This is a genomic window from Pelomonas aquatica (assembly GCF_026712205.1).
GTDB lineage: Bacteria > Pseudomonadota > Gammaproteobacteria > Burkholderiales > Burkholderiaceae_C > Pelomonas > Pelomonas aquatica.
Map to the genome: position 1 here is coordinate 95,533 of NZ_JAPPUW010000009.1, position 14,318 is coordinate 109,850.

Annotated in this window: 13 protein-coding genes and 1 pseudogene; 11 read left to right on the forward strand and 3 right to left on the reverse strand. The window is 69.8% G+C overall.

Translation table 11 applies throughout. The features are described 5' to 3' along the window. Positions 1–35: 35 nt before the first annotated feature. Genes eno through NYP07_RS11485 form a run of 4 tightly spaced genes read left to right on the forward strand, consistent with a single transcriptional unit; the run spans position 36 to position 2,751 of the window. Complete coding sequence (gene eno / locus NYP07_RS11470; RefSeq protein WP_268150493.1) at positions 36–1,322, forward strand: phosphopyruvate hydratase; 1,287 nt, start codon at positions 36–38, stop codon at positions 1,320–1,322. Positions 1,323–1,325: 3 nt separating this feature from the next. Beyond that, positions 1,326–1,625: a cell division protein FtsB gene (gene ftsB, locus NYP07_RS11475; RefSeq protein WP_268150495.1), complete on the forward strand. Its 300-nt coding sequence runs from the start codon at positions 1,326–1,328 to the stop codon at positions 1,623–1,625. Next, positions 1,625–2,236, forward strand: coding sequence for a nicotinamide riboside transporter PnuC (gene pnuC, locus NYP07_RS11480; protein ID WP_268150497.1), 612 nt, complete (start codon positions 1,625–1,627; stop codon positions 2,234–2,236). The genes ftsB and pnuC overlap by 1 nt, the downstream gene beginning before the upstream one ends. After that, positions 2,233–2,751: an ATP-binding protein gene (locus NYP07_RS11485; protein WP_268150499.1), complete on the forward strand. Its 519-nt coding sequence runs from the start codon at positions 2,233–2,235 to the stop codon at positions 2,749–2,751. The genes pnuC and NYP07_RS11485 overlap by 4 nt, the downstream gene beginning before the upstream one ends. Here the strand turns inward: NYP07_RS11485 and NYP07_RS11490 are convergent. From NYP07_RS11490 to NYP07_RS11500, 3 genes are all read right to left on the reverse strand, one after another. After that, positions 2,730–6,209 carry a hypothetical protein gene (locus NYP07_RS11490; RefSeq protein ID WP_268150501.1) on the reverse strand — a complete coding sequence of 1,160 codons (3,480 nt, stop codon included), beginning with the start codon at positions 6,207–6,209 and terminating at the stop codon, positions 2,730–2,732. The two genes, NYP07_RS11485 and NYP07_RS11490, sit on opposite strands and share 22 nt — an antisense overlap. Positions 6,210–6,332: 123 nt before the next feature. Further along, positions 6,333–7,292, reverse strand: a complete 960-nt coding sequence (gene hslO / locus NYP07_RS11495; RefSeq protein WP_268150503.1) for an Hsp33 family molecular chaperone HslO — start codon at positions 7,290–7,292, stop codon at positions 6,333–6,335. After that, positions 7,285–7,812: a gamma carbonic anhydrase family protein gene (locus NYP07_RS11500; protein WP_268150505.1), complete on the reverse strand. Its 528-nt coding sequence runs from the start codon at positions 7,810–7,812 to the stop codon at positions 7,285–7,287. Before NYP07_RS11500 ends, hslO begins: the two co-directional genes overlap by 8 nt. A gap of 90 nt (positions 7,813–7,902) precedes the next feature. On the opposite strand from NYP07_RS11500, the gene NYP07_RS11505 reads away from it, so the two are divergent. From NYP07_RS11505 to NYP07_RS11535, 7 genes and pseudogenes are all read left to right on the forward strand, one after another. After that, positions 7,903–8,778 carry a hypothetical protein gene (locus NYP07_RS11505; protein WP_268150507.1) on the forward strand — a complete coding sequence of 292 codons (876 nt, stop codon included), beginning with the start codon at positions 7,903–7,905 and terminating at the stop codon, positions 8,776–8,778. Positions 8,779–8,798: 20 nt separating this feature from the next. Continuing rightward, positions 8,799–9,011, forward strand: a pseudogene (locus NYP07_RS24055) (DUF455 domain-containing protein); the annotation flags it as partial. Between the two features lie 124 nt (positions 9,012–9,135). After that, a complete protein-coding gene (locus tag NYP07_RS11515) occupies positions 9,136–10,062 on the forward strand; it encodes an IS5 family transposase (protein ID WP_268150511.1) in 927 nt (308 codons plus the stop codon). Positions 10,063–10,279: 217 nt separating this feature from the next. After that, complete coding sequence (locus NYP07_RS11520; protein ID WP_268150513.1) at positions 10,280–11,107, forward strand: hypothetical protein; 828 nt, start codon at positions 10,280–10,282, stop codon at positions 11,105–11,107. Positions 11,108–11,178: 71 nt separating this feature from the next. Then, the gene (locus tag NYP07_RS11525; RefSeq protein ID WP_268150515.1) at positions 11,179–11,979 is read left to right on the forward strand and encodes a ferritin-like domain-containing protein; all 801 of its coding nucleotides are present in this window, start codon (positions 11,179–11,181) and stop codon (positions 11,977–11,979) included. Between the two features lie 110 nt (positions 11,980–12,089). Next, positions 12,090–13,406: an omega-aminotransferase AptA gene (gene aptA / locus NYP07_RS11530; RefSeq protein ID WP_268150517.1), complete on the forward strand. Its 1,317-nt coding sequence runs from the start codon at positions 12,090–12,092 to the stop codon at positions 13,404–13,406. Positions 13,407–13,423: 17 nt separating this feature from the next. Beyond that, on the forward strand, positions 13,424–14,311 hold the full coding sequence (locus NYP07_RS11535) for a DMT family transporter (protein ID WP_268150519.1): 888 nt from the start codon (positions 13,424–13,426) through the stop codon (positions 14,309–14,311). The last annotated feature ends 7 nt before the right edge of the window (positions 14,312–14,318 follow it).

Below are 14,318 nucleotides of genomic sequence, written 5' to 3' on the forward strand. Positions count from 1 at the left end.
CCCTCGAATTGATTCAACTCCCTGGAGACTACTGAATGAGCGCCATCGTTGACATCGTCGGCCGAGAAATCCTCGACAGCCGCGGCAACCCCACCGTCGAGTGCGACGTGCTGCTGGAATCCGGCGTCATGGGCCGCGCGGCCGTGCCCTCGGGCGCGTCCACCGGTTCGCGCGAGGCCATCGAGCTGCGCGACGGCGACAAGGCCCGCTACCTGGGCAAGGGCGTGTTGAAGGCGGTCGAACACATCAACACCGAGATCAGCGAAGCCGTGCTGGGCCTGGATGCCTCCGAGCAGGCCTTCCTGGACAAGACGCTGATCGACCTGGACGGCACCGAGAACAAAAGCCGCCTGGGCGCCAACGCGATGCTGGCCGTGTCCATGGCCGTGGCCCGCGCCGCGGCCGAGGAGTCCGGCCTGCCGCTGTACCGCTACTTCGGCGGCATGAACGGCAACCAGCTGCCGGTGCCGATGATGAACGTCATCAACGGCGGCGCCCACGCCAACAACTCGCTGGACCTGCAGGAGCTGATGATCGTCCCCGTGGGCGCACCGAGCTTCCGCGAGGCCCTGCGCTGGGGCGCCGAGGTCTTCCACGCGCTGAAGAAGATCCTGCACGACAAGCACATCTCCACCGCCGTCGGCGACGAGGGCGGCTTCGCGCCCAGCGTCGAGAGCCATGAGGCCGCCATCCAGCTGATCCTGCAGGCCATCGACAAGGCCGGCTACCGCGCCGGCGACCAGATCGCGCTGGCCCTGGACTGCGCCGCCAGCGAGTTCTACAAGGATGGCAAATACGTGCTGGAAGGCGAAGGCGGCATCCAGCTGACCGCGCAGGAATGGACCAGCATGCTGGCCACCTGGGTCGACAAGTACCCCATCATCTCCATCGAAGACGGCATGGCCGAAGGCGACTGGGACGGCTGGAAGCACATCACCGAAGTGCTGGGCCAGAAGGTGCAGCTGGTGGGCGACGACCTCTTCGTCACCAACACCAAGATCCTGCAGGAAGGCATCGACAAGGGCATCGCCAACTCCATCCTGATCAAGATCAACCAGATCGGCACGCTGACCGAGACCTTCGCCGCCATCGAGATGGCCAAGCGCGCGGGCTACACGGCCGTCATCTCGCACCGCTCGGGCGAGACCGAGGACAACACGATCTCCGACATCGCCGTCGGCCTGAACGCCGGCCAGATCAAGACGGGTTCGCTGTCGCGCTCGGACCGCATGGCCAAGTACAACCAGCTGCTGCGCATCGAAGAGGACCTGGGCGATGTGGCCGTCTACCCCGGCCGCGCTGCCTTCTACAACCTCAAGTAAGCGTTGAAGGCGCTCACCCTGGTCCTGGCCGTATTTCTCGCGGTCATCCAAGCCCAGCTCTGGGTGGGCCGGGGCAGCATTCCTCATGTGGCCCAGCTCCGGGAGGAGCTGGGCAAGGCCCAGGCCGACAACGACAAGGCCCGGGCCCGCAACGCCCAGCTGCAGGCCGAACTGCGCGACCTGCGCGAAGGCCTGGAGATGGTCGAGGAGAAGGCTCGCTTCGAGCTGGGCATGATCAAGTCCGACGAGGTCTTCGTGCCCGTCGCGACGGCCGCCGCCGCGTCGTCGCCGGCCAAACGCTGATGCTCGCCGCAGCCTGGGCGGCGCTGCTGGCGCCGGCCTTCACCGCTTTCGGCAGCCCCATCTCCTGGCTGGAGCTGGTCGCCTTCGTGCTGGCCGTCTGGATGGTGGTCTGCAATATGCGCGTCCATCTGCTGGCCTGGCCGCTGGCCCTGGTCAGCTCGCTGATGTACTTCGCCCTCTTCTGGGACGGCCAGCTCTACGGCGAGGCCTCGCTGCAGCTGCTGTTTGCCGCGCTGGCGCTGTGGGGCTGGTGGCAATGGCGCTTCGGCCGCACCCGCGAGGGCGACGCGCTCACCGTGCGGCGCCTGGGCCTGCGCGGCCTCGTGAAGCCCGCGCTGCTGACGCTGGCCGCCTGGCCGCTGCTGGGCCTCTTCCTCGCCAGGTTCACCGACAGCCCCCTGCCCTACTGGGACGCCTTCCCCACCGTCGCCAGCCTGCTCGGCCAGTGGCTGCTGGCGCGCAAGTACGAGGAGAACTGGCCGACCTGGATCGTCGTCAACGCGGTCAGCGTCGTGCTGTTCGGCATCAAGGGCTATTGGCTGACCGTCATCCTCTATGGCGGCTTCATCCCGCTGAGCGTCGTCGGCTGGCGGGCTTGGAGACAGGTTTGAGCCGACTCGTCACCTTGCTCGGTGCGGAATGCACCGGCAAGTCCACGCTGGCCAAGGCGCTGGCCCGCGACCTCGGCGCCGGCCTCGTCACCGAATACCTGCGCGAATGGTGCGCCGCGCATGGCCGCACGCCGCAGCGGCAGGAGCAGGCCCACATCGCCGCCGAGCAGGCCGCGCGCATCGAGGCCGCGGCGCTCCGGCACGAGCTGGTGGTCTGCGACACCACGCCGCTGATCACGGCCCTGTGCAGCGAGCACTATTTTGGCGACGACTCGCTGACCGCCGCCGCCCTCGCCTTCCAGCGCCGCTGCGACCTGACGCTGCTGTGCGGGCCGGACCTGCCCTGGCAGGCCGACGGCTTCATGCGCGACGGCCCGGCCGTGCGCGCCGCCTTCGACGCGCGGCTGCGCGGCGTCATGCAGGCCCATGGCCTGGGCTGGATCGACATCACCGGCAATGACGCCGAGCGCCGCACCGCGGCCATCGCCGCGCTTCAGCGCCCCAGCAGCAGATAGTCGAACAGCTGCGTGCCGCCGGCGCCGCCCAGCGGCACCAGCACGGCCTTCAGCAGCGGCTGCTCGAAGAAGGGCGCGAAGGCGCCGCGCTGCTCGTTCTCGACCTGGGCGATCAGCCGCTTGAAGGGCTCCTGCAGGCCCGACAGCGGCGCCGCGCTGCCGGCCAGCCAGCGCAGGTCGGCCTGCATGGACTCCAGCGCGCGTCGGCGTGCGTTCTCGGCCGCCTGCTTCAGCAGCAAGGTCAGGCCGACCAGCGCCGCGACGTAGAAGCTCACGCCGGCGGCGATGGCCGGCGTCAGCGACCAGTTGTCGAACAGCCGGCTGCGCGCGACGACGAGCAGGGCCAGCACGACGAAGGGCCCGATGACGAGGCGTGCGACCGGCGCGCTGCGGCGCGCCACGACCTGCACGTCGATCCAGTCGTCCAGCAGCGTGTGCCTCGTGAAGCCGCCGCCGTCCGCAACGCGCTCCTCGGGGCGGGCGCAGAAGCGCTGCGCCCACAGCCCCTTGTGCTCGCTGCCGAGCGCCTGGGCGAAGCCTTCGATGGTCGGGTCGGGGTAGAAGCTGCGCCCGACGTTCATGTGACGCACGAATCGGGTCAGCAGCACGGTCGCGTCGGCGACGGCCACGACCAGCAGCGGCAGCAGCAGCAGGGCCGCGTAGAGGGTCACGCGCACGAGGCCGCGGTGCTCGCTGCCGCGCGCCGGCACCTCGGGGATCTGGCCGTCGTTCAGGCCGAGGAAGAGCAGTGTCACGACGCCCAGCGTCAGCGCATACCAGAACAGCGTGCGCGCCGCGCGCGGCGTGGCCTCGCCGCGCTCGCCGTATTCGATCCACAGCTGCCTGAAATCGCAGCTGTAGCCCACGCCCGGCTTCCAGAACAGCACGCTGACCTGCGAGAACCAGCCGCGCAGCACCGCCACCACGCTGGGGTGCTCGGGCGGCCGTGGCAGGCACAGCCAGTCGGAATCGCGGCACAGCTGCTCCTGGGTGTCGGCCCAGGCCCAGTCCAGAGTCCACAGCAGCGTGAACAGGGCCAGCAGATGCAGCAGATGCGAGGGCCAGGAACTCACGCCCTCCAGCCAGACCGTGGGCTCGCAGGTCCGGCAGACGCCGCCCGGCCGCCAGCCGCCTTCCGGCCAGGCCAGGGCCAGCCACGCGGCGCCCAGCAGCGCCAGCCCCGTGGCGAGCAGCAGCGTCGGCCGGCGGGCCTGCCCGGTCTTGAGGCCCGCCAGCCCGACGAGCAGCGCCGCGCCGACAGCCAGCGCGGCCAGCATCGGCGTGCGGTTGAACTGCATGCGGCCCGGCAGCACGAACTCGACGAGGCTGACCACGCCGTAGGACAGCAGCAGCGCATGCATGCTCACGAGCACGATGGCCGTCGGCTCCATGCGCAGGGCCGCCTCGCCGGGGCTACGCGGCAGCAGCACACGCCGGGCCTGGCGCATCGCGGGCGTGGACGGCCAGCCGAACAGCAGGCAGCCGAACACCGCCGCCATCAGCAGCGCGACGAAGATGCGCCCCGCCGCGCTCTGCGGCGGGCGCTCGTCCAGCGTGTAGCCCGACAGCGCCACCGTGCCGGAGCGCCCGATCTCGTAGACCGAGGTGTTCTTCAGCACCGCGTCCAGCGCCCGGCCCTCGCGCTGCTTGCAGGCCTCGCTGCGGCAGCCGGCGCGGCGGGCGGCGGCATAGGTGCTGGTCTGGTAGATGTCGCGCAGCGGCGGCGTGCCGGCCTGCAGGTCCACGGCGCTGCCGGCCTTCTCGGGCGGCACCGGGTAGAAGGCCAGCGGCAGGCTGCTGGCGACGACGAGGTTGCGCGTGAAGGCCTGGGTGCGCGGGTGCAGATAGCGCGCGTCCATGTCGGTCGTGAAGAACACGCGGTCGGAGAAGTCCTCGTGCAGGGCCTGCAGCACCAGCAGCTTGTCGTGCACGTCGTTGGCGAAGATGCCGACGGCGCCGATGGGCAGGCTGCCGCTGCTGCTTTCGCTGCGCTTGAGCTCGGCGCCCAGCCGGCGCAGATAGTCCAGCTGGTCGCGGCTCTCGGGCCATTCCAGCGGCGGTACCTTGGCCGCGGCCGTGGCCAGCGCGGCGGCGGCGCTGGCCTCGGTCGTCGTCACGCCGTCGATGCCGCGGAAAAAGTAGATGACGCGCAGGCTCTCCTTCAGCCCGGCGGGCAACTGGTCGCGGAACTGCTCCACCAGCGCCTGCGCGTAGATGGAATCGCGCTCGGCCACGATGACGACGCGGCGGTGCCGCTGCGGCAGGCGCAGCTTCAGCTCCGCCACCAGCTTGGCGATCAGGTCGGCATCGCTGCCCACGGTGCGCACCATATGCACCGGCGGCGGCCTGCCCTGCGTGCCGGTGAGGCGGCTGAAGTGCTGGGTCAGGAAGGCGTCGATGCCGTCGTCCAGGCCGGTCACGGCGCGGGTGTAGCCCTGCAGCTCGGGCAGCATGCGCTCGGGCGCGGTGGACGAGGGGTTGTAGAACTCGGCGCGGGCCAGCAGCTGGTAGCCGGCCAGCACGTCGGCCGGCAGGCCGGCTCGGACGTCCTCGCCGCGGCGCAGGCAGCGCGCCGCGTCGCTCTCGGCCAGCGGGCTGCTGCCGATGCCGGCGGTGTTGTTCAGTTCGGCGGCGCAGCGCAGGTCGCGCAGCGCGGTGCGCAACGCATCGGTGGACGAGGGCCCGATGACGGCCAGCCGCGGCAGTGCGTCCTGGGCATCGAGCTTGAAGCGCAGATGCGCGCGGTCGCGCGCCTCGCGGCCCATCAGCTGCTCGGCCAGCCGCGCCACGGCGTCCAGCTTGCGCAGCGGCAGCGCCGTCTCGTCCACCCACAGCAGCGCCACCTGGGCATAGCGCGACGGCGACTGCTCGCTGCCCGGGCGGCGCAGCGACAGCAGCTCGTAGGGCACCATATAGCCCGGGCTGCCGGTATCGGCCTTGGCGTCCAGCAGCCGGAACTCCAGCAGGCTCAGCCGCTCGGCGTTGTCGGGCACATAGTCCTGGGCCAGCAGGCCGGCCAGCGTCGCATAGCGGATGCGCCGGCGCGCCTCCTCGGCGCCGACGAAATCCGCGCCCGGCATCAGGCCCAGGATGACGAGGGTGTCGTCGAAGCGCTTGTTCTGGTCGGCGTCCAGCCGCGCCAGCAGGTTGCGCGGGTCGCGCAGCCGGGGCATCTGCTGGCCGCAGTCGCCGTCCACCGGCTGTGCGGCCTTGCGCTGACGCTCGCAGCGCTCGGATCGCTCCAGCTGGTAGCGGCGCAGCGCCGCAAAGGGGTCTTCCCAGAGCCGGGCGTTGATCTCGAGGTCGGGGTCCAGCGGCGCCTGGGCCCGCGCCTTCTCGGCCGGGCGCAGCGCGTCGAAGGCATGCGGCACGAGCTGGGTGCTGGCCACGAAGGCCATCAGCACCGCCAGGCTCGCCCACGGAAAGCTGCCGAGCACGCCGCCCTTGGAATCCGCCATCGCTGCCGCCTCCCGGCCCTTGCGAAAACAGGCCAGGCAGCAAAGCTCTCAGCTCGGCTCGTGGCCGTCAATCACCAGACCGGCGGACATCCTCAGAAGTCGGGATGCCCCGTTGCCGCGCGGCTACTGCAGCGTCGCGCTGGCGCCTTGCGGCTGGTCGTTGCCGGCGGTGAACAGCGCGCCGACGTCGACCGCGTCGAAGCGGTAGTGCCGGCCGCAGAAGTCGCAGCCGATCTCGATCTCGCCGCGCTCGGCCAGCACGCCGTCGGCCTCCTCACGGCCCAGGCCGCGCAGCATCTGCGCGACGCGCTCGCGCGAGCAGGTGCAGGCGAAGCGCGTCCGCAGGGGCTCGAAGCGCGTCACCGTCTCCTCCCAGAACAGGCGGCGCAGGACGGTGTCGGCGTCCAGCGTCAGCAGTTCCTCGGAGGTCAGCGTGGACGCGAGCATGGCGATGCGGTTGAAGGCGTCGGACAGCCCGATGTCGTCTTCATTCCTTTTGCCTTCGAGGTTGCCCTCGCCCTCGACCGGCAGGCGCTGTATCAGCAGGCCAGCGGCGATGTCGCCGCTGGCGGCCAGCACCAGCCGGGTGTCGAGCTGCTCGGACTGCAGCATGTAGTGCTCCAGCACCTCGCTCATCTTCTGCAGCGGCTCACGCTGGTCGCCGTGCAGCGGCACGACGCCCTGGTAGGGTTGCTGGCCGGGCAGCTTGTCGCGCGGGTCCAGCGTGATCGCGCAGCGGCCCTTGCCGTGCACGTTCAGCATGCCCTCCAGCGTCGCGCCGGCCGGGATCTCGCCGACGCATTTGGCCGTGGTCCGGAAGCTCAGGTCGTGCTGGGCCTCGGCCACGGCGAGCTTGACCGGGCCGTCGCCGAAGACCTGCAGCACCAGCGCGCCGTTGAACTTGATGTTGGCCTGCATCAGCACGGCCGCGGCGCTCATCTGGCCGAGCAGGTCGCGCAGCTCGGGCGGGTATTCATGGCCGGCCTCGCGGCGGCTCAGCAGCTCGCGCCAGGACTCCGTCAGGCGCACCAGCATGCCGCGCACGGGCAGGCCTTCGAACAGAAATTTGTGCAGTTCACTCATCGGTCTTCTTCAGGCCCGCACGGTAGCGGCGGGCGTTCTCCACGTAATGGGCCGCGCTGGCGCGCAGGCCTTCGATCTGGGCGGGCTCCAGCGGGCGCGCCACCTTGGCCGGGCTGCCGATGATCAGCGAGCCGTCCGGGAACTCCTTGCCTTCGGTGACCAGGGCCCCGGCGCCGACCACGCAGTTGCGGCCGATGCGGGCGCCATTCAAGACCACCGCGCCAATGCCGATCAAGGAGTTGTCGCCCACCGTGCAGCCATGCAGCATGACCTGGTGGCCCACCGTCACGCCCTCGCCCAGCACGAGGGGGAAGCCATGGTCGGCATGCAGCACCGAGCCGTCCTGGATGTTGCTGCCGCGGCCGATGTGCAGCGTCGAGCTGTCGCCGCGCAGCACGGCCTGGAACCAGACGCTGGTGTCGGCCTCCAGCGTCACGCGGCCGATGACCTCGGCGCTGCCCGCCACCCAGGCGCTGTCGTCGACCTCGGGCTGCCAGTCGCCCAGCTGATAGATGGCCATTGCATGTACTCCCGCACGCTGCGGCCGGCAAGGCACGCAAAGCCCGGATTTTAGGAGGGGCACTCCTGCTAGGCTGGCCCGCCTATGCCCGTGAGCCGCCATCGCAGGCACTGCCTGTCCGCCCTCGGCCTGCTGCCCGCCCTGGCGGCGGGGGCGCCGCCGGCCGCGCCGCTGATCCGCCATTCCCTGGTGCAGCTGCCCGAAGGCGTGCCCAACTACGAGCTGGCCGTGCTGCGCCTGCTGCTGGACCGCACCCAGGCCAGCCACGGCCCCTGCCGCCTCGAGGCCGCGCCGGCGATGACGCAAAGCCGCGCCTTCCTGCAGCTAGGCAGCGGCGAACTCGACATCGCCTCCTCGGTCACGACCACCGAGCACGAGGCCCAGACCCTGGCCGTGCGCGTCTGCCTCTACCGCGGCCTGCTGGGCATCCGCCTGCCCATCGCACTGAAGCGCCGCCGCGCCGAGCTGCAGGCCGTCACCGGCCTGCAGCAGGCGCGCCGGCTGCGCCTGGCCCAGGTCGAGAGCTGGCCCGACACCCAGATCCTGAAGGCCAACGGCTGGCCGGTGCAGGCCATCGCCAGGCGCGACAGCTTCCCCGCCCTGCTGGAGCGCGAACGCATCGACCTGTTCGCCCTCGGCGCCATCGAGGTCTATCCCCTGGTCGACGCCCTGCCCGCCCTGTGCGTGCTGGACGGCTGGCTGATCGCCTACCCGGCGCCGCTGTACTTCTTCGCCAGCCCGCGCCGGCCCGAACTGGCCGCGCGCCTGCGCCGCGGCTGGGAACTGGCCCTGGCCGACGGCGGCTTCGCCGCGCTGTTCGAGCAGTGGGTCGGCCCGCAGCTGCAGCGCGCGGGCCTCAACGACAGGCGCTGGCTCAAGCTGCGCAACCCCGACCTGCCGCCCGACACGCCGCTGCGGGACGAGAGGCTCTGGCACCCGCTGGTGGCGGCCCGGCTGCGGGCTTAGCCGCCGGGATAATCCCGGGCATGGAAGCCCGTGCCCGCGCCCTGCAGATCCTCGCCCTGACCGACCCGCTGGCCAAGGCGGCGGCCGCCCGGGCGCTGGACGAGGCGGCGCCTCTCGATCCCGATGCCATCCTGGCCGAGCCCGCCGGCATTCCGGGCCGGCCCGAGCGGCCGCTGCTGGTCGGGCACCTCCAGCTCAAGCCGCCGTCGATGCGCACGCCGGCCGGCATCGCGGCCCTGGTGCATGCCATCGCCCACATCGAGTTCAACGCCATCAAGACCAGTTTAATGATTGACAAAAGGGCACTTCTCGAAACCTCCCTCACGCCTGACAGGCTGATCGGGCACGATGTGGGCCATGAACACGCCGCGCATCAAGCCCTCGACGTTCTGGCGCCGCCAGCCCTCGACGGACCTGTTCGTGCAGGAGCAGCGCCAGGACAAGATGGGCGGCTTCATCGCCAACCTGGCGGCGATGGACGAGTTGATCGACTTCGCGGCCATTGCGGCCCAGGTGGACAGCGCCTGCCCGCGGCCCGATCGCAGCAAGGGCGGTCGCCCGCCGTACCCCACCGAGATCATGGTGCGGCTGCTGTTCATCCAGTCGCTGTACAACCTCTCGGACGAATACTGCGAGTACCAGGTGCTGGACCGCATGAGCTTCCAGCACTTCTGCCGGCTCGATGGGATGCTGCACATCCCGGATGCGCGCACGCTGTGGCACTTCAAGCAGCACCTGGCCCAAGGCGGGCTGGGCGGGCGGGCCATCTTCGATGCGGTGAGCCAACAGCTCCAGGCCCACGGCTACATCCCGCGTGGCGGGCAGATCGTGGACGCCAGCATCGTGCAGGCGCCGGTCACCCAGGCCAAGAGCGAAGAGCGGGAAGCCCTCAACGAGGGGAAGCCTCCCGAAGGCTGGTCATCCAAGCGGGTGCGCCACACCGACCGCGATGCGCGCTGGACCAAGAAGCACGGCAAGAGCTACTACGGCTACAAGGTCCATGCCAACAGCGACGCGCGCTACAAGCTGATCCGCAAGCTCAAGGTGACGCCAGCCAACGTGGACGACGGCCAGACCTTGGCGGACGTGCTGGACGCGAGCAACACCGGCAAACGCGCGCGGGGCGAGCATGTGTTCGCGGGGCTGGAACAACTGGGTGGCAAGTGCGTGCGGGCACTGACGCTGGCCAGGAACGAACTGGCGATCCTGCTCAAGTGCTCGGCCTACAACGTCAAGCGACTGGTCTGGCTGGTGGGCAACGACCCACTGCCCTGGGCGCGCTGAGGGGCGAGGTGCGTCCGCGGAGCCCGAAAACGGGGTTGTGCAGGGCTCTGGCCACCGACGAAGACCGCCCCGGCGCGCTTGTGGTGCTGCCGAAACCCCTGAACCGGCCACTGCGGGCGGTCTCACGTCGGATCAGCCGGAGAAAACGGGGGTTATGCGAAGTGCCCAAAAGGGTCACCGGGATTAACGTGAGCAAACTGGCATAGAGGGAGCTGCGATGGATTTCCTGGCAATGGCGTTTGGAAGTGCGCTTGCTGAGTCTGCGATCTTCTTTCCGATCACATATCTCGCGCTCGCCAAGCAGCTCAACCTTGAACCGCTGCGCGCAGCGTGGCGCCCGTGGGGCTCCTACGTCGTGGTGCGCACCATCGTTGTGATGCTATTCGGCGTGCCCACGACTAACTCCGTCTCGGGAGTCGTGTCGGTATTCTTTGTCCCAATTTTTGTCGCCTCCCTCGTCCTTCTCGTTTGGTCGCGGTTGGGTCAAGTCTCTGGGTCAACAAAACCTAAACCAGCGTCTTCGCCAGAAAGGTCGGCTGACCACCAGGGCGACTTTGTCGTGGATGCAGAGCAGCGGAAGCTCAATGTGAAGCGAGGGCTGTTGCGCCTCTGGCTCGTTGGGGCGGTGACCTGGATAGTGGGTCTCGCCGCGATTGATGGTGTCCCCGAAAAGATCGTATACGCGCGGCGATACCACGCTAACTATGCGGCCCTAAAGGCAGAACAAGACGGCCTCGATAGTCTGGCGGCGACAACCCGCCCGCCAACTCTCGCGGAAGCGCAGTGCGAGCAGCAAGAGCGGGCTCGAAGCGCCAAGAGTCCAGCTTTGCCCAGCAGCGACTCAAATCCCTACGCCGCGTTCGCCGCTGACTACGTAATCGAACAAAAGTGCAGAGTGATCGTTCATCACAAACCTGCCCTCCCGGACTGGTCATGGCTAGTGCCCGTGTTCGTCCCTCCAACGATTGGAGTTCTCGCCATGTTCATCGCCGGCTGGTTCGTTGCGCGTATATCGCGATGGGTTTGGCGTGGCTTTTCGAGCTAGGAAGTGCCGGTTCCGTTAGGGTGCACTGGCATGGCAGGCCGGTTGTGATCAAGTCCGTCAAAATTTTAGAAATGGAACTCAGACATGGCTGCCTGCAGGCCTTAGCCCTGCCCGGCACGAGCGACAAGCTGGCCGCCGTGGCAGCCCTGTGGGCGGCGCGCGAGACGCTCGCGACCCATGCCGATGCCCGGCTCGCAGCCCAGCCCGATTTGCCCGCCCTGCCCGGCCGCCCACCCCTGCCGCGGCTGGTGGACCCAAGCGCAGTACCACAGCGCTCGCCCTTCACAGACGAAGGCCGCGCCGCGCTGCTGCACGCCATCGCGCACATCGAGTTCAATGCGATCAACCTGGCCCTGGACGTCGCCTGGCGCTTCGCCGGCATGCCGGCCGCCTTCTACCGCGACTGGCTGCGCATCGCCGCCGAGGAGGCCCTGCACTTCACGCTGCTGCGCGAGCATCTGCTGACCCTGGGCTTCGACTACGGCGACTTCGACGCCCACAACGCGCTGTGGGACATGGCCGAGCGCACGCGCCACGACCTGCTGGCCCGCATCGCCCTGGTGCCGCGCACGCTGGAGGCCCGCGGCCTGGACGCCTCGCCGGCCGTCAAGCGCAAGCTGGTCGGCGCCGGCGACCTGCGCGCCGGCGAGATCCTGGACCTCATCCTGCGCGACGAGATCGGCCATGTGGCGGCCGGCAACCGCTGGTACCGCTTCGTCTGCGGGCAGCGCGGCCTGGACCCCGTCGCCACCTATGCCGAGCTGGCCGCCCGCTACCAGGCGCCCAAGCTGCGCGCCCCCTTCAACCTCGAAGCCCGCCGCGCCGCCGGTTTCGACGAGGCCGAACTGGCCGCCTTGCAGCGGGCCTGCTGAGGCGGCGGGTCCGGTGTCCGGCTCTGGTGGGAACCCTGAGATGCCGGCAAATTCTGACCATCCCGTCAAATTGACTCTAGACTTTGCCGTCCCTTGCCGAGGAGCCCCGCATGAGCGCAGACGTTTCCAAGCTTGACGCCTACTGGATGCCCTTCACTGCCAACCGGCAGTTCAAGCAGTCGCCGCGGCTGCTGACGAAGGCCGATGGCATGTTCTTCCGCGACGACAAGGGCCGCGAGGTGCTCGACGGCATCGCCGGCCTGTGGTGCGTCAACGCCGGCCACAACCGGCCCCGCATCGTCCAGGCCATCCAGCAGCAGGCGGCCGAGCTGGACTTCGCGCCGCCCTTCCAGATGGGCCATCCCAAGGCCTTCGAGCTGGCCGAGCGCCTGGCCGCCATCGCGCCGGCGGGCATGAACCGCGTGTTCTTCACGAACTCCGGCTCCGAGTCCGTCGAGACCGCGCTGAAGATGGCCATCGCCTACCACCGCGTGCGCGGCGAAGGCGCGCGCACCCGCCTCATCGGCCGCGAGCGCGGCTACCACGGCGTCAACTTCGGCGGCATCTCGGTGGGCGGCATGGTGGCCAACCGCAAGATGTTCGGCAGCCTGCTGGCCGGCGTCGACCACATCCGCCACACGCACGACCCGGCGCGCAATGCCTTCTCGGTCGGCATCCCCCGGCACGGCGCCGAGTTCGCCGACGACCTGGAGCGCCTGGTCGCGCTGCACGACGCGTCGACCATCGCCGCCGTCATCGTCGAGCCGGTGGCCGGCTCCACCGGCGTGCTGATCCCGCCCCAAGGCTATCTGCAGCGCCTGCGCGAGATCTGCGACAGGCACGGCATCCTCTTGATCTTCGACGAGGTCATCACCGGCTTCGGCCGCACCGGCAAGCCCTTCGGCGCCCAGACCTTCGGCGTCACGCCCGACCTGATGACGGTGGCCAAGGGCCTGACGAACGGCTGCGTGCCGATGGGCGCCGTCTTCGCCCAGCAGAAGATCCACGACGCCTTCATGACCGGGCCCGAGCACCTGATCGAGTTCTTCCACGGCTACACCTACTCGGCCCACCCGCTGGCCTGCGCCGCCGGCCTGGCCACGCTGGACACCTATGCCGACGACGACCTGCTGACGCGCGCCGCGCGCATGCAGGACGAGTTCGCGAAGGCGCTGCACTCGCTGCGCGACGAGCCCAATGTCATCGACGTGCGCAGCATCGGCCTGGTCGGCGGCGTCGAGCTCAAGCCCCTGCCCGGCGAGCCGGCCAAGCGCGCCTTCAATGTCTTCCTGGACTGCTGGGACAAGGGCCTGCTGATCCGCACGACCGGCGACACCATCGCGCTGTCGCCGCCGCTGATCATCGAGAGCAGCCACATCGAACGCATCATCGACACGCTGCGCGGCGCCTTGCGCCGGGCGGCCTGAGGGGCTGACCGGTCCCCATGCATCCCGTTCCCTGGCGCGCCTATGCGCTGCTGGCCGCCAGCACCAGCCTGGTCGGCAGCTATGTCGGCCTGTCGAAGCTGCTGGTCGCGGCCTTTCCGGTCTTCCTGCTCGCCGGCCTGCGCTTCGGCATCGCGGCGCTGCTGATGCTGCCCTGGCTGAAGAAGCCGGCCGCCGAGGCGCCGCTGGACGCGCACTCGCGCTGGCTGCTCTTCCTCGAATCCTTCCTCGGCAACTTCCTGTTCTCCATCTGCATGCTGTTCGGCCTGCGGCAGAGCTCGGCCGTCGTGGCCGGCGTCATCATGGCCGGCATCCCGGCGGCGGTGGCGCTGCTGAGCCGGGTCTTGCTGCGCGAGCAGCTCAGCCGCCGCGTGCTGGCCGGCATCGCCTGCGCGGTGGGCGGCATTGCGCTGGTCGCCAGCGGCCGGCAGGGCGGCGCCGCGACGACGCCCGCCGGCGCGTTGCTGCTGCTCGCCGCGGTGTTCTGCGAGGCCTGCTATGTCGTCATCGGCAAGAAGCTGACCGCCGGCCTGGGGCCCAGGCGCATCAGCGCGCTGATCAACCTCTGGGGCCTGGTGCTCGTCGCGCCGCTGGCCGTCTGGCAGGCCTTGAGCTTCGACTTCGCCGCGCCACGCGCGCTGGACTGGGGCCTGCTGGCCTATTACGCGGCGACCGCCAGCGTCGTCACCGTCTGGCTGTGGATGGCCGGCCTGCGCCGCCTGCCGGCCGCCAAGGCGGGCGTGTTCATGGTCTTCCTGCCCATCAGCACGGCGCTGGTCGGCCTGCTGCTCGGCGAGAGCCTGTCCACCGCCCAGGCCCTGGCCTATGGCCTGGCGCTATTGGGCGTGCTGCTGGCGACATGGCCGGCCAAGCCCGCGCCTCGTTAGCATCTCG

What these genes read in the sequence shown, in the direction of transcription:
- NYP07_RS11535 (WP_268150519.1), top strand. Translation starts at nt 13,424, where the DNA reads ATGCATCCCGTTCCCTGGCGCGCCTATGCGCTGCTGGCCGCCAGCACC.
- aptA (WP_268150517.1), top strand. Translation starts at nt 12,090, where the DNA reads ATGAGCGCAGACGTTTCCAAGCTTGACGCCTACTGGATGCCCTTCACT.
- NYP07_RS11525 (WP_268150515.1), top strand. Translation starts at nt 11,179, where the DNA reads ATGGAACTCAGACATGGCTGCCTGCAGGCCTTAGCCCTGCCCGGCACG.
- NYP07_RS11490 (WP_268150501.1), bottom strand. Translation starts at nt 6,209, where the DNA reads ATGGCGGATTCCAAGGGCGGCGTGCTCGGCAGCTTTCCGTGGGCGAGC.
- eno (WP_268150493.1), top strand. Translation starts at nt 36, where the DNA reads ATGAGCGCCATCGTTGACATCGTCGGCCGAGAAATCCTCGACAGCCGC.
- NYP07_RS11515 (WP_268150511.1), top strand. Translation starts at nt 9,136, where the DNA reads ATGAACACGCCGCGCATCAAGCCCTCGACGTTCTGGCGCCGCCAGCCC.
- NYP07_RS11520 (WP_268150513.1), top strand. Translation starts at nt 10,280, where the DNA reads ATGGATTTCCTGGCAATGGCGTTTGGAAGTGCGCTTGCTGAGTCTGCG.
- pnuC (WP_268150497.1), top strand. Translation starts at nt 1,625, where the DNA reads ATGCTCGCCGCAGCCTGGGCGGCGCTGCTGGCGCCGGCCTTCACCGCT.
- hslO (WP_268150503.1), bottom strand. Translation starts at nt 7,292, where the DNA reads ATGAGTGAACTGCACAAATTTCTGTTCGAAGGCCTGCCCGTGCGCGGC.
- NYP07_RS11500 (WP_268150505.1), bottom strand. Translation starts at nt 7,812, where the DNA reads ATGGCCATCTATCAGCTGGGCGACTGGCAGCCCGAGGTCGACGACAGC.